This window comes from Variovorax atrisoli 110B, from assembly GCF_000382045.1.
Taxonomy (GTDB): domain Bacteria; phylum Pseudomonadota; class Gammaproteobacteria; order Burkholderiales; family Burkholderiaceae_C; genus Variovorax; species Variovorax atrisoli.
Genome location: NZ_KB907456.1, coordinates 119814 through 133766 on the forward strand (window position 1 = coordinate 119814; position 13953 = coordinate 133766).

The 13953-nt window shown below is 68.4% G+C and carries 12 protein-coding genes and 1 pseudogene; 6 read left to right on the forward strand and 7 right to left on the reverse strand.

The genetic code is table 11. The features are described from left to right. Nucleotides 1–57: 57 nt before the first annotated feature. From G369_RS0120200 to G369_RS0120210, 3 genes are read left to right on the forward strand one after another with little or no spacing between them, the layout of a single operon-like run. A complete protein-coding gene (locus G369_RS0120200; protein ID WP_019655846.1) occupies nt 58–1056 on the forward strand; it encodes a branched-chain amino acid ABC transporter permease in 999 nt (332 codons plus the stop codon). Beyond that, nucleotides 1053–1814 (forward strand): ABC transporter ATP-binding protein, encoded by a 762-nt coding sequence (locus G369_RS0120205; protein ID WP_019655847.1) that lies wholly within the window; start codon nt 1053–1055, stop codon nt 1812–1814. The genes G369_RS0120200 and G369_RS0120205 overlap by 4 nt, the downstream gene beginning before the upstream one ends. Further along, complete coding sequence (locus tag G369_RS0120210) at nt 1807–2511, forward strand: ABC transporter ATP-binding protein (RefSeq protein WP_019655848.1); 705 nt, start codon at nt 1807–1809, stop codon at nt 2509–2511. Before G369_RS0120205 ends, G369_RS0120210 begins: the two co-directional genes overlap by 8 nt. A 15-nt stretch (nt 2512–2526) precedes the next feature. On the opposite strand, the gene G369_RS0120215 is transcribed toward G369_RS0120210, so the two are convergent. The 3 genes and pseudogenes from G369_RS0120215 to G369_RS0120225 all read right to left on the reverse strand — a co-directional run bounded on the left by G369_RS0120215 (nt 2527) and on the right by G369_RS0120225 (nt 5196). Then, entirely contained in the window at nt 2527–3273 is a 747-nt protein-coding gene (locus G369_RS0120215; RefSeq protein ID WP_019655849.1) for a DsbA family protein, read from the reverse strand. Next, nucleotides 3267–4160, reverse strand: a pseudogene (locus G369_RS0120220) (MBL fold metallo-hydrolase); the annotation flags it as partial. The pseudogene G369_RS0120220 and the gene G369_RS0120215, both read right to left, overlap by 7 nt. 133 nt (nt 4161–4293) lie before the next feature. Next, nucleotides 4294–5196: a LysR family transcriptional regulator gene (locus G369_RS0120225; RefSeq protein ID WP_019655851.1), complete on the reverse strand. Its 903-nt coding sequence runs from the start codon at nt 5194–5196 to the stop codon at nt 4294–4296. Nucleotides 5197–5299: 103 nt separating this feature from the next. On the opposite strand from G369_RS0120225, the gene G369_RS0120230 reads away from it, so the two are divergent. The 3 genes from G369_RS0120230 to G369_RS0120240 are packed head-to-tail and all read left to right on the forward strand — an operon-like array spanning nt 5300 to nt 8500. Then, nucleotides 5300–6247: a hydroxymethylglutaryl-CoA lyase gene (locus G369_RS0120230; protein ID WP_019655852.1), complete on the forward strand. Its 948-nt coding sequence runs from the start codon at nt 5300–5302 to the stop codon at nt 6245–6247. Next, complete coding sequence (locus tag G369_RS0120235) at nt 6244–7452, forward strand: CaiB/BaiF CoA transferase family protein (RefSeq protein WP_019655853.1); 1209 nt, start codon at nt 6244–6246, stop codon at nt 7450–7452. Before G369_RS0120230 ends, G369_RS0120235 begins: the two co-directional genes overlap by 4 nt. A gap of 40 nt (nt 7453–7492) precedes the next feature. Next, nucleotides 7493–8500 carry a tripartite tricarboxylate transporter substrate binding protein gene (locus G369_RS0120240; protein WP_019655854.1) on the forward strand — a complete coding sequence of 336 codons (1008 nt, stop codon included), beginning with the start codon at nt 7493–7495 and terminating at the stop codon, nt 8498–8500. Nucleotides 8501–8503: 3 nt separating this feature from the next. Here G369_RS0120240 and sugE read toward each other — a convergent pair whose 3' ends face one another. The 4 genes from sugE to rpoD all read right to left on the reverse strand — a co-directional run bounded on the left by sugE (nt 8504) and on the right by rpoD (nt 13665). Beyond that, nucleotides 8504–8824: a quaternary ammonium compound efflux SMR transporter SugE gene (gene sugE, locus G369_RS0120245; protein WP_019655855.1), complete on the reverse strand. Its 321-nt coding sequence runs from the start codon at nt 8822–8824 to the stop codon at nt 8504–8506. An 18-nt stretch (nt 8825–8842) separates the two neighbouring features. Beyond that, nucleotides 8843–9976: an HPP family protein gene (locus G369_RS0120250; RefSeq protein WP_019655856.1), complete on the reverse strand. Its 1134-nt coding sequence runs from the start codon at nt 9974–9976 to the stop codon at nt 8843–8845. Between the two features lie 8 nt (nt 9977–9984). Then, nucleotides 9985–11220: a multidrug effflux MFS transporter gene (locus tag G369_RS0120255; protein WP_019655857.1), complete on the reverse strand. Its 1236-nt coding sequence runs from the start codon at nt 11218–11220 to the stop codon at nt 9985–9987. 111 nt (nt 11221–11331) lie between these two features. Next, a complete protein-coding gene (gene rpoD, locus G369_RS0120260) occupies nt 11332–13665 on the reverse strand; it encodes an RNA polymerase sigma factor RpoD (RefSeq protein WP_019655858.1) in 2334 nt (777 codons plus the stop codon). Nucleotides 13666–13953 lie beyond the last annotated feature (288 nt).

Genomic DNA, 13953 nt, shown 5'->3' on the forward strand with positions numbered 1-13953 from the left:
ACCAGCGGGCCGGCAAAGCCGGTTCCGCGGTGTCCCACGCATGGATCGGAGGCTGAAATGACCGATCTCAACTCTGTTGCGAATTTCCAGTCGGCCCTGCTGCGCAAGGCGCGCTGGCGCCCGCTCGAATTCGTCGTCTGGGCGGCGGCCTTCGCGCTGCCGCTGGTGATGCCCTCGCACTCGCTGCTGGTCAACGAGATCGCCATCGTCGCGCTGTTCGCGATGTCGCTCGACCTGATCCTGGGCTACACCGGCATCGTGTCGCTGGGCCACGCCGCCTTCTTCGGCTTCGGCGCGTATGCGGCGGCGCTGTTCGCCAAGCTGGTGATGCCCGACCCGACCGTGGGCCTGCTGTTCGCGACGGTGCTGTCCGCGCTGCTGGGCATGGTGGCGAGCGTGACGATCCTGCGCGGCAGCGACCTCACTCGGCTGATGGTGACGCTGGGCACGGCGCTGCTGCTGCTCGAACTCGCCAACAAGCTCGACTGGCTCACCGGCGGTGCCGACGGCCTGCAGGGCGTGGTGATGGGGCCGGTGCTCGGCATGTTCGAGTTCGACCTCTTCGGCCGCACGGCAGCCTGGTACTCGCTGGCGGTGATGCTGGTGCTGTTCCTGCTGATGCGCCGCCTCGTGCATTCACCCTTCGGCGCCACGCTGAAGGCCATCCGCGACAACCGGCTGCGCGCCATGGCCATCGGCATCCCGGTGGTGTCGCGGCTGGTGGTGATCTACACCGTGGCGGCGGGCATCGCCGGTGCTGCGGGTGCGCTGCTGGCGCAGACCACCGGCTTCGCCTCGCTCGACGTGCTGGCCTTCGACCGCTCGGCCGACGTGCTGCTGATGCTGGTCATCGGCGGGGTGGGCTGGCTCTATGGCGGCGTGGCGGGCGCCATCGTCTTCAAGTTGCTGCAGACCTGGCTGTCGGCCGTGACGCCGCAGTACTGGATGTTCTGGATCGGCCTGATCCTGGTGCTGCTGGTGCTGGTCGGGCGCGACCGGCTGCTCAAGCCCTGGACCTGGATCGGCGCAGGCGGCAAGAAGGGCGGTGCGGCATGAGCGACACCGTGCTTTCCACCCACGGCCTGGTGATGCGCTTCGGCGGCATCACGGCCACCAACAACGTGTCGATGGAGCTCAGGCGCGGCGCGCGCCATGCGCTCATCGGCCCCAACGGCGCGGGCAAGACCACGCTGATCAACCAGCTCACCGGCGTGCTCACGCCCACCGAGGGCCGCATCACGCTGATGGGCGAGGACATCACCCGGCTCGCGCCGCACAGGCGCGTGGCGCGCGGGCTGGTGCGCACCTTCCAGATCAACCAGCTGTTCGACTCCATGACGCCGCTCGAGACGCTGGCGCTGGTGGTGTCGCAGCACCAGGGGGCGGGCGCGCAATGGTGGAAGCCGCTGGGTTCGAGCAAGGCCATCGCCGAGCGCGCGGCGCAGCTGCTGGAGCAGTTCCACCTGAGCGACGTGGCGCAGCAGCAGGTGAAGCACCTGGCCTACGGCAAGCGCCGGCTGCTCGAGATCGCGATCGCGCTGGCCTGCGAGCCGCGCGTGCTGCTGCTCGACGAGCCGGTGGCGGGCGTGCCCGCGGGAGAGCGCGAGGAGCTGCTGCAGACCGTGGCCGCGCTGCCGGCCGACGTGTCGGTGCTGCTGATCGAGCACGACATGGACCTGGTGTTCAGCTTCGCCGACCGGATGACCGTGCTGGTCAACGGCACCCTGCTGACCGAGGGCGACCCCGAGACCATCGCCAACGACCCGAAGGTGAAAGAGGTCTATCTGGGCCACGGAGAGGCTGCCCATGTCTGAGCTGCTGAGAATAGAGAACCTGAGCGCCGGCTACGGCGAGGCCGTGGTGCTGCACGACGTGGCCTTCACGCTCGGCGAGGGCCAGACGCTGGCGCTGCTGGGCCGCAACGGCACGGGCAAGACCACGCTGATCAACACGCTCGCCGGCGCGACGCGCCAGCACGGCGGCAGCATCTCGCTGGGCGGGCAGGCACTGCACAAGATCGCGCCGCACCTGCGCGCGGCGGCCGGCATCGGCTGGGTGCCGCAGGAGCGCAACATCTTCAAGTCGCTCACCGTGCACGAGAACCTCACGGCGGTGGAGCGGCCCGGCAAGTGGAACCCGCAGCGCGTCTACGAGATGTTCCCGCGCCTTGCCGAGCGCAAGACCAACCTCGGCACGCAGCTCTCGGGCGGCGAGCAGCAGATGCTGGCCGTGGGCCGCGCGCTGGTGCTCAACCCCAGGCTGCTGCTGCTCGACGAGCCGCTCGAAGGCCTCGCGCCCATCATCGTGGAAGAGCTGCTGCGCGCCATCCGCCGCATCACGCAGGACGAGGGCCTGGCCGCGATCATCGTGGAGCAGCACCCGCAGGCGATCCTCGCGATCTCCGACGAGGCGGTGGTGCTCGACCACGGCACCATCGTGCACACCGACAGCGCGGCTTCGCTGCGCTCCCAGCCGCAGGTGCTCGACCGGCTGCTGGGCGTGGCGCGGTAATCGGGAGCCTCTCCTTCAGATCGCGCAGCCGTCGGGGCCGCAGGCCGGCGCCGGTGCCGGCGCGTCCGCTGCAGCCGGGGCCGGCTTCGAGGCTTCGGCCACGGCGGCAAGCTGCTTCTTCCATTCCTCCGCACGGCCGAGCCATGGGCCGATGTCGACGCGGCCGGCGCTGCCGTCGGGCTGCACGAGCACGAAGGTCGGAAAGCCCTGGCCGCCCGCGCGTTGCAGGAACTGGCGGCTCTCGGCGATGTGGCGCGAAGTGGCTTCGCCCGACTGGCGCTCGAAGGCCGATGTGAAGGCCTGCGCCTCGAAGCCGAGTTCGGCGGCGATCGCCTTCAGCACCTGCACGTCGGCGATGCGGCGGCCGTCGACGTAGTGCGCACGCTGCAGGCTGTGGATCATGTCCAGCCCGCCGCCCGGGCGCAGCGACTCGGCAGCGAGGACGGCGGTGGTCGGCGGCTCGGAATCCATCACCGCGCCGGTGTCGCGCAGCAGTCCCTCGAAGTAGCGTTCGCCGAAGGGCTGGCCGGTCATCTCGGCGATGCGGTGGTCGTGCGGCATCACGTAGTCGCGCCACTGCGGCGTGATCGAGCGGCGGTTCGCGCCGGTCATCATGCCGCCGCCGTGGAACTCGACCTTCAGGCCCGGCACTTCGCGCGCCGCGTCGACCAGCGGCGCGGCGGCGTAGCACCAGCCGCACAGCGGATCGAAGATGTAGTGCAGCGTGGCGCCTGCGTGTCGGGCATCGTTCATTGCGGCCATTTCATTTCTCCTTTGATCACCTTCGCGCCGAGCTCCAGCGAGGAAACGTCTTGCAGCTTCGGGTAGCGCTTCTTCATCGCGGCGATGAGCGCGGTCGAATCCTTGGCCTTGGCGGCTTCAGCCTCGAAGGCCCTGAGGTAGTCGCGCGTGAACTTCACCGACGCGAGCGAGTAGGGCGCGCTGCCGTTCGCGTTGGGCAGGTAGTGGCCGGGCACCACGGTCTTCGGATGCAGCGCCTCGATGCGGCCCAGCGTCTTGATCCAGTCGCGGCGCGATTCGGGCGTCTGCGTGTCGGCCACCCACACATGGATGTTGGCCGACACCGGGATGCCGCCGACCACCGCCTTCAGCGAGGGAATCCACGCGAAGCTGCGCTCGGGCGTGGGGCCGTCGAGGCCGACGACCTGGATCTTGCGGCCCTCGAGCTCGATGCTGTCGCCGGCCAGCGGCTGCGGCACCACCAGCGCCTTGGGCGCGTTGTCCTTCAGGATCGGGCCCCAGTGCGCGAGCTTGCCGTCCTTGGAGGCCTGGATGGCGGCCACGGTCTGCGGCGTGGCGACGATCTTCGCGTCGGGGAAGGCGGCCTGGATCACGTCGAGGCCGAAGTAGTAGTCGGGGTCGCTGTGGCTGATGTAGACCGTGGTGAGCTTCTTGCCCGTGGCCTTGATCTTCTGCACCAGCGCCTCGGCGTCGTTGCGCTGGAACTGGGCGTCGATCAGCACCGCGTCGGCCTGGCCGGTGACGATCTCCGAGGAGACCGGGAACATCGACTTCGCGCCGGGGTTGTAGACGTCGAGCCTGAGCGGTTGCGCGGCCTGCGCGGTCAGCGGTGCGACGAGGCTGGCACCGATGGCGAGAGCGGAGGCGAGGAGGGTTCTGCGGAGCATGGCGGCGTTCTTTCCGTGCGTGATTCGATTCGGGATGGATGCGTGACAGCGCTGAATGCCTCGAATGTTAGGTTGCGCGAATCGAAACAAAAACCCGAGGACCGACAACGGATAGTTTCTGGATTCGATCGAATCAGTCCGTGGCCCGCCGCTCCAGATGTGCCACCAGCAGCTGCGCCGAGTGCGACAGCTCCGTGTCGCCCCGGAAGCAGATCGCGAAGCGCCGCCGCGCCCAGGCGTCCGTCAGCGGCATCAGCCGCAGCCCGAAGGCTTCTGCGAAAGGCCGCGCCACCTCCGCCGGCACCACGCTGATCGCCAGCCCTGCGCGCACCACCCGCAAGGCGGCGTCGAAGTTGGACACCAGCACCCGGTACACCAGCGGCTTGCCGGCCACCGCCGCCTCCCGCGCGAGCATCAGCTGCACGGCGCTCAGCGCCGGCATGCCGACGAATTCGTGGCTCAGCACCTGCTCGAAGCGCACGCTCTCGCGCTGCGCCACCGGATGCGAGGGATGGGCCACCACGGCGAGGTGGTCGCAGCGGTAGTCGCGCCGCTCCAGGCCTTCGAGGTCGGCCGCGTCCCAGCACAGGCCGATGGAGGCGCTGCCCTCGCGGATGCCGCGCACGATCTCGGGGCTCACGCGCTCTTCCATGTCGACGCGGATGTTGCGGTGCGCCGGGTCCTGCAGGAAGTCGGCCACGTCCTCCGCCAGCGACTCGGCCATGACCGAGGCCGAGGCCAGGATTCGCACATGCCCGCGCACGCCGCCGGCATAGGCGGCCATGTCGCGCTCGATGCGGTTCACGCTGCCGAGCATCGCGCGGGCGTGCTCCAGCAGCGTCTCTCCGGCCGGGGTGGGCACCACGCCCCGGCGCTTGCGCAGCAGAAGCGGCGTGCCCACGGTTTCCTCCAGCTGGGCCAGCCGCTTGCTGATGGCCGAGCCGACGATGCTGGCCTGCTCGCCGGCGCGCGCGATGCTGCGCGTCTCGCAGACGGCGACGAAGAGGCGAAGCGTGGTGAGGTCGAGGTCTCGCATGATGTTCCGTTCTGGAATCGGATGGCTTCCAAAATATACCTTCTGAGTCGAATCGGAACTCCTACCATCGATGCCATAGCCAGCATCACCACGGAGACAAGACTTGATTCACGCCTTCCTTCCGCCGCGCGCGGTCGTCCGCGAAGTGGGCCTGCGCGACGGCCTCCAGAGCATTGCGCGCGTGCTCTCCACCGACCACAAGCTCGAATGGATCCGCGGCGCCCACGCCGCCGGCCAGCGCGAGATCGAGGTCGGCTCCTTCGTGCCGGCGCGGCTGCTGCCGCAGCTGGCCGACACCGCCGAGCTTCTGGCCTATGCCAAGACGCTGCCCGGCCTCTTCGCCTCGGTGCTGGTGCCCAATCTCAAGGGCGCAGAGCGCGCCATCGATGGCGGGGCCGACCTGATGGTGGTGCCGCTGTCGGCCAGCCACGCGCACAGCCTGGCCAACCTGCGCAAGACGCCCGACGAGGTGGTGGCCGAGGTCGGCCGCATCCGTGCGGCACGCGATGCCGCGGGCTCGAAGACGCTGATCGACGGCGGCGTGGGCACGGCCTTCGGCTGCACGCTGCAGGGCCACGTCGATCCCGAGGAGGTGCTGCGGCTGATGCAGGCGCTGCTCGATGCCGGCGCCGACCGCGTGAGCCTCGCCGACACCGTGGGCTACGCCGATCCGGCGATGGTGCGCAGCCTGTTCGAGCGCGCCCTGCGCATCGCGGGCGACCGGCTGTGGTGCGGCCACTTCCACGACACGCGCGGCATGGGGCTCGCGAACGTCTACGCCGCGCTCGAAGTCGGCATCACCCGCTTCGACGCCTGCCTCGCCGGTATCGGCGGCTGCCCGCACGCGCCCGGCGCCAGCGGCAACGTCGACACGGAAGACCTGGTCTTCATGCTCGAGAGCATGAGCGTCGCCACCGGCGTCGACCTGCCGAAGCTGCTCGACCTGCGCGGGCGCGTGGCCGGCTGGCTCGAAGGCGAGACGCTGCAGGGCACCGTCTGGCGGGCGGGTTTTCCGAAGACTTTCACGGCCACGGAAGGCGTCGCGGCATGAGCACGAGCGATACGCAAGCCAGGCGCCTGCCGCTCGCCGGCATCCGTGTGGTCGAGTTCACGCACATGGTCATGGGGCCGACCTGCGGCATGGTGCTGGCCGACCTGGGCGCGGAAGTGATCAAGGTCGAGCCCATCGACGGCGACCGCACGCGGCACCTGCTGGGCGCGGGCGCGGGCTTCTTCCCGATGTTCAACCGCAACAAGAAGAGCATCGCGCTCGACTTGCGCAATCCCCAGGGGCTGGAAGCAGCGCTGCGGCTGTGCGTGAGCGCCGACGTGGTGGCGCAGAACTTCAAGCCCGGCACCATGGACAAGTACGGGCTTGGCTACGCCGCGCTGGGCAAGCTCAACCCCCGCCTCGTGTACGTGGATCACGCGGGCTTCCTGCCCGGCCCCTACGAGCACCGCACCGCGCTCGACGAGGTGGTGCAGATGATGGGCGGCCTCGCCTACATGACCGGGCGCCCCGGCGATCCGCTGCGCGCGGGCACCAGCGTGAACGACATCATGGGCGGCATGTTCGGCGCCATCGGCGCGATCGCCGCGCTGATGCAGCGCATGCAGACCGGCAAGGGGCAGGAGGTGAAGTCCGCGCTGTTCGAGAACAACGTGTTCCTCGTCGGCCAGCACATGCTGCAGTACGCCATCACCGGCCAGGCGGCCGCGCCGATGCCCGAGCGCATCTCGGCCTGGGCGCTGTACGACGTGTTCACAGTGAAGGACGGCGAGCAGATCTTCCTGGCCGCGGTGAGCGACGCGCAGTGGAAGACCTTCTGCGACGCACTCGGCTTCGACGACCTGAAGGCCGACCCGGCGCTGGCCACCAACAACGACCGCGTGCGCATGCGCCCCACGCTGCTGGCCGACCTGCGCCAGCGCCTCGCGCAACGCCCGGCGGCGGAGCTGTCGGCGATCTTCGAGGCGAAGGGCCTGCCGTTCGCGCCGATCACGCGGCCCGAGGACCTCTACGCCGATCCGCATCTCCAGGCCACGGGCGGCCTCGCCGACATCCGCCTGCCCGACGGCGAACGCGCCGGAGAGATCGCGCAGACCACGCTCTTTCCGATCACGCTGGACGGCGAGCGGCTGGGTGTGCGGCTGCATCCGCCGACGCTGGGCGAACACACCCGCGAGCTGCTGGCGGAACTGGGCTATGCACCCGAGCAGGTCGATGCGATGCGAGCCGAATCGGCGGTGGCCTGAACAAGGCGCCTCCCCAACCATAAAGAAGAGAGACAAGACCATGACGACGAACGACACGCCTTCCCTGAAGACCTCCCTGAAGATGAACCGCCGCGCGCTGCTCGGCCTCGGCGCCAGCGCCGCTGCGATGGCCGCATGCCCAGCGCTCGCGCAGGGCTCGGACAAGCCCATCCGCCTGATCCTGCCGATCAGCGCCGGCTCGGGCGTGGACACCATCGCGCGCGCCGCAGCGCCCGCACTGGGCAAGGCCTTCGGCCAGCCGGTGGTGATCGACAACCTGCCGGGCGCGGGCGGCATCACCGGCGCGGCGGCCATCGTCAAGGCGGCGCCGGACGGGCTCACGCTGGGCATGGTGTCGAACAACCACGTCATCAACCCGGCGGTGTTCAGGAAGATGCCCTTCGACGCGATCAACGACATCACGCCGATCAGCGTGGTGGGTGCGACGCCGCTGGTGCTGCTGGCCAACCCGAAACTGCCGGCGAAGAACGTGCCCGAGCTGGTCGCGCTGCTTCGCGCGAAGCCGGGCGCCTACAACTACGCCTCTTCGGGCAACGGCACCATCATCCACCTCGCAGGCGAGATGTTCATGGACGAGGCCGGCGTGAAGGCGCGGCACATCCCGTACAAGGGCACCGGGCCGATGATGACCGACATGATCGGAGGGCAGGTCGAGCTGGGCGTGGTGGCGCTGCCGGCGGTGCAGCAGCACATCAGGAGCGGCGCGCTGCGCGCCATCGGCCTGTGCGGCGCCCAGCGCTCGCCGGCCGCGCCCGACATTCCCACCATCGCCGAGCAGGGCCTGCCCAACTACGCGGTGGAAGGCTGGTTCGCGGTGATCGGCCCGGCGAAGATGCAGCCGGCGGATGTGCTGCGCGTGCACGACGCGGTGGTCGCCGCGTTCAACAGCGCCGAGGTGCGCGAGGCGATGGACAAGCAGGGCAACGTCGTCAGGCCGACGACATCGGAGCAGGCTGCGAGCTACTTCCGCAGCGAGGCCGCGCGCTATGCGGCGCTGGTGAAGAAGGCGAACGTGACGCTCGAGTAGGGCTCAGGCAGCGCTCGTGAACTTGAGCCCGACGATGCCGGCCACGATCAGCGCGACGCACGCGAGCCGCGCCGCATTGGCCGGCTCGCCGAACAGCACGATGCCCAGCACCACGGTGCCCACCGCGCCGATGCCGGTCCACACCGCATAGGCCGTGCCCACCGGCAGCGAGCGCATCGCCCAGCCCAGCAGCACCACGCTGAGCACCATCGAGATCGCGGTGCCCACCGACGGCCAGAACCTGGTGAAGCCCTCGGTGTACTTGAGGCCGATGGCCCAGCCCGTCTCCAGCAGGCCTGCGATGAACAACACGATCCACGCCATTTGCGTGCTCCTTTCGCTTCAGTTTTCCGGCCGCACGGCGCGGTAGAGGGCGCGCACGAAATCCGACTGGGTGATCATCCCGGCCAGCCGCTTCTCGTCGTCGATGATGGGAATGTGGTGGTGCCCACCCTCGGAGAAGAGCGGCACCAGGTCGACCACCGGCCGGTCGGCGCTGGCCACGCGCACCTGGCGCGTCATGATCTGGCCCACCACCTCGGGCTTGCTCGACATCACGGTGCGCGTCGCGCGGATCAGGTCGCGCAGCCTGGCCGCGATGCCTTCGTGGTGCTGCAGGTCGAGCTGGCGGAAGAAGTCGGCCTGCGTGACGATGCCCACCACGCGGCGCGTGCGGTCGGTTACGGGCAGGGCCTTGATGCGGCGCTCGTGCATCAGCGCCCAGGCTTCCTGCAGCGGCGTGCCGAACTCCACCGAGACGGGCTGCTTCGACATGATGTCGGCGCAGCTCAGCGTCCCCAGGCGGCGCTTGTACGACTCCAGCTCGGTCTCGCGGATCAGCGATTCGAGATCGTCGCGGCTGATGTCGAGCACCTGGTTGTAGCGTCCGAGCACGGCGTCGATGTCGGCCTGGCTGAAGCGCGCATCCGGGCCCGGCGGGCGCGCCGCCACCTGCACGTGCGGATAGCGCCGCCCGGTCAGCGTGTTGTAGACCACGCCCGCCAGCACCAGCAGCAGCGAGTTGGTGAAGAAGGGGAAGAGCGCCGACGAGAAATGCGTGGTGTGCGTCAGCACCGCAAGCAGCGCTGCGGCGCCGCCGGGCGGGTGCAGGCAGCGCGCGCTGAACATCAGGCCGATGGCGCCCGCCACGGCGACGGCGGCGGCGAGCTCGGGGCTCGGAATCCAGTTGGCCGCTGCGATGCCCACCACCGCCGACAGCGTGTTGCCGCCGATCACCGGCCAGGGCTGCGCCAGCGGACTTGCCGGCACCGCGAACACCAGCACCGCGCTCGCGCCCAGCGGCGCGATCAGCCAGACCGATGCATGCAGGGGGCCGGCCAGCCAGTGCGACAGCAGTGCGGCGAGCAGCAGGCCGATGCCCGCGCCCACGACGGCGCGCAGCCGCTCGCGCGCATCGACGGTGGTGCGGCCCGGCAGCCAGGCCCGCGCGTGGGTGAGGAGGGCCTCGAGGCGCATGCTCGCCCTCAGCCCTCGTGCGCCACCTTCCGCCCGATGTCGGGCCAGCGCCCGTGCAGCCACACCCAGGCGACGAGGCCGATGCCCAGCATGCCCATGGAGGTCAGCGCCAGCGCGAGCGTGGAATGCATCACCAGCGGCGCCACCGCGCCGGCCACGATGCCGTTGGCGGTGGAGCCGATCACCGCCTGCAGCGACGAGGCCATGCCGCGGCGCTCGGGGTGCAGGTCGAGCACCAGCAGCGTGACCACCGGCACCATCAGCGCCCATCCGAAGGCGAACACCGCCAGCGGCCACAGCGCCCAGGCCACGTGCGCCTGGAAGAAGGTGTTGGCCACCACGTTGACCACCGAGGTGGCCAGCATGATGACGAAGCCGTCGCGGATCTGCCGCTTGGGCGCCACCTTGCCGGCCATGCGCCCGCTGGCGCGCGCGCCAAGCATGATGCCCCCGATGGTCAGCAGGAAGAACCAGAAGAACTGCTGCGGCTGCAGCGCGAGGTGGTCGCCCAGGAAGGCCGGCGCGGCCAGCACGTAGAGGAACATGCCGTTGAAGGGCACGCCGCTGGCGAAGGCCAGCAGCAGAAAGCGCGGGTCGGAGCACAGGCTCCAGTAGCCGCGCATCAGGTGCCGCACCTGGAAGGGCTGGCGATGGTCCTTGTGCAGCGTCTCGGGCAGCAGCTTGTAGTTGGCCGCGAACAGCACCACGCCCACCGCCACCAGGAACCAGAACACCGCGTGCCAGCCCGCATGCACGAAGAGGAAGCCGCCCACGATGGGCGCGATGGCCGGCGCGACGCCGAAGTAGATCGTGACCTGGCTCATCACCCGCTGCGCCTCGGCCGGCGGGAACATGTCGCGGATCACCGCGCGCGAGACCACGATGCCCGCGCCGGTCGACAGGCCCTGCAGCCCGCGGAACAGCACCAGCTGCGTGATGTTCTGCGAGAGCGCGCAGCCCAGCGAGGCCAGCGTGAACACCGCCAGGCCCCAAAGCACCACGGGGCGGCGGCCGAAGCTGTCGGACAGCGCACCGTGGAACAGGTTCATGAACGCGAAGCCGAAGAGGTAGGCCGAGAGCGTCTGCTGCATCTCGGCCGGCGTCGCGCCGATGGAGCGCGCGATGCCCGAGAAGGCCGGTATGTAGGTGTCGATGGAGAAGGGCCCGAGCATGCCCAGCACGGCCAGCAGCACGGCAAGCGCCCAGCGCGGGGCCTGCCAGAGTTTGTCTGCGTCGGGATTCATGGTCAGGGTTGCTCCATTGTTCTTATTGCATGTACCGCAGGTATTGCGAGTACCAAAAAAGAAAGCGCCCTTGCGGGCGCCTCCTCGTCGGGGAAATACCGGGAGACCGGATCAGAGCGTATCAATAAAGCTGCGCAGCTTGTCCGAACGCGACGGATGCTTGAGCTTGCGCAGGGCCTTCGCCTCGATCTGGCGGATGCGCTCGCGGGTCACGTCGAACTGCTTGCCGACTTCTTCCAGCGTGTGGTCCGTGCTCATCTCGATGCCGAAGCGCATGCGCAGCACCTTGGCTTCGCGCGGCGTGAGCGAGTCGAGGATGTCCTTGACCACGTCGCGCAGGCCGGCCTGCATCGCGGCCTCGATCGGGGCCGTGTTGCTGCTGTCCTCGATGAAGTCGCCCAGGTGCGAATCGTCGTCGTCGCCGATGGGGGTTTCCATCGAGATCGGCTCCTTCGCGATCTTCATGATCTTGCGGATCTTGTCTTCCGGAATCTCCATCTTCGCGGCCAGGATGCCGGCGTCGGGCTCGAAGCCGAACTCCTGCAGATGCTGGCGCGAGATGCGGTTCATCTTGTTGATCGTCTCGATCATGTGCACCGGGATGCGGATGGTGCGCGCCTGGTCGGCGATCGAGCGGGTGATGGCCTGGCGGATCCACCACGTTGCATACGTCGAGAATTTGTAGCCGCGACGGTATTCGAACTTGTCGACCGCCTTCATCAGGCCGATGTTGCCTTCCTGGATCAGGTCGAGGAACTGCAGGCCGCGGTTCGTGTACTTCTTGGCGATGGAGATCACGAGGCGCAGGTTGGCCTCGATCATTTCCTTCTTGGCATCGCGCGAGGACGATTCGCCCTCGTTCATGCGCTTGTTGATGTCCTTCAGCTCGGCCAGCGGCACCACCACGCGCGACTGGATGTCGGCGAGCTTCTGCTGCAGTTCCTGGACCGGCGGGATGTTGCGCGCGAGCACGGCGCTCCAGGGCTTGCCGGCTGCGGCCTGCTTCTCGACCCACTTCAGGTTCAGCAGGTTGGAGGCGACGCGGTTGCCGTTCTTGTCGTAGCCGCTGAAGTCGCGGATGAACTCGTCCTGCGGGAAGCCGCACTTGTCCACGATGATGCGGCGCAGTTCGCGTTCCTTCTTGCGCACGTCGTCCACCTGCGTGCGCACCAGGTCGCACAGCTTCTCGATGGTGCGGGCGGTGAAGCGGATGGTCATCAGCTCGTCCGACAGGGCCTGCTGGGCCTTGGCGTAGGCGGGGGTGCCGTAGCCTTCCTTGTCGTAGATCTTGTGGACCTTCTCGAACAGCTCGGCGATGCGGTCGAAGCGCGAGAGGGCCTCGTTCTTGAGCTCTTCCAGCTTCTTGGTCAGGGCCTTGGAGCCGCCCTTGCCGTCGTCGTCGTCTTCCTCGTCGAACTCGTCGAAGTCTTCCTCGGCCACGTAGTCGTCGGCCTCGTTGGGGTTGGAGAAACCGTCGACGATGGTCGAGATGACAACCTTGCCTTCACGGATCTCGCCGGCCAGGCGCAGGATCTCGGCGATGGTGGCGGGAGAGGCCGAGATGGCCTCCATCATGGCCATCAGGCCGCCTTCGATGCGCTTGGCGATCTCGATTTCGCCTTCGCGCGTAAGCAGCTCGACCGTGCCCATTTCGCGCATGTACATGCGCACCGGGTCGGTGGTGCGGCCGAATTCGCTGTCCACCGTGGAGAGCGCGGCTTCGGCTTCTTCCTCGGCTTCTTCCACCGTGGTGGCGGTGGGCGCGGTGTTGTTCAGCAGCAGCGTCTCGGCGTCGGGCGTCTGCTCGTACACGGCCACGCCCATGTCGTTGAGCATGGTGACCACGACTTCCATGGTCTCGGCGTCGACCAGCTTGTCGGGCAGGTGGTCGGAGATTTCGCCGTGCGTGAGGTAGCCGCGGGTCTTGCCCAGCGTGATCAGGGTCTTCAGGCGCGAGCGGCGCTTGGCCAGGTCTTCCTCGGAGAGCACGGTCTCGTCGAGGCCGAATTCCTTCATCAAGGCGCGTTCCTTCGCCTTGCTGATCTTCATGCGAAGCGGCTTGACCTTCTCTTCGGTCGCCGCAACCGCGGGCTCGTCACCCGCCAGGTCGTCCTCGATGTCCGACAGGTCGACGTCGCTCTCGGGGGCTTCCTTGTCGGCCTTGGGCTTGCGGCCGCGCTTGGCACCGGTGGTGGACGAGGCGGCGCCGGCGGCCTTGGGCGGGCGGCCGACCTTCTTGGCGGCCGGAGCGGCTGCCTTCTTGGGATCGTCGAGGGAGGTCGATTTCGTGGGCACGGTTTTCACTTTCGTAGCGGCGGCCGATTTGGATGCGGCGGCGGCCGTCTTGGTTGCCGGTTTCGCGCCGGCTTTCAACGGTTTTTCTGCTGCGGGCTTGGTGGCGACGCTTTTTGCGAGTGAAGGAGCAGGCTTCTTTGAACTGGGCATACGACCTCGTTACGACAAGAAAAGACAAGCGGAATCACAGATGCACCGTCGCACGGACGGCGCCACCGAGCCCGTGCACAGGCACGGACTGGAAACAAATGGGAAAGAGGAAGTGATTCCTCAACAGGCAAGATGTCGGGCGAACATTTGGTGTGCAGTCCTTGCGGTTATTGGCCCTTTCCGCCGGAATCTACCGTTGGAGTGCATTGCGCTGGGGGCCGGCCCGGAGGTGCTGCTGTCGCTCTTGCCTAATTTCGCCAGTTGCGAAGCCCTACATTATAGCGTGTT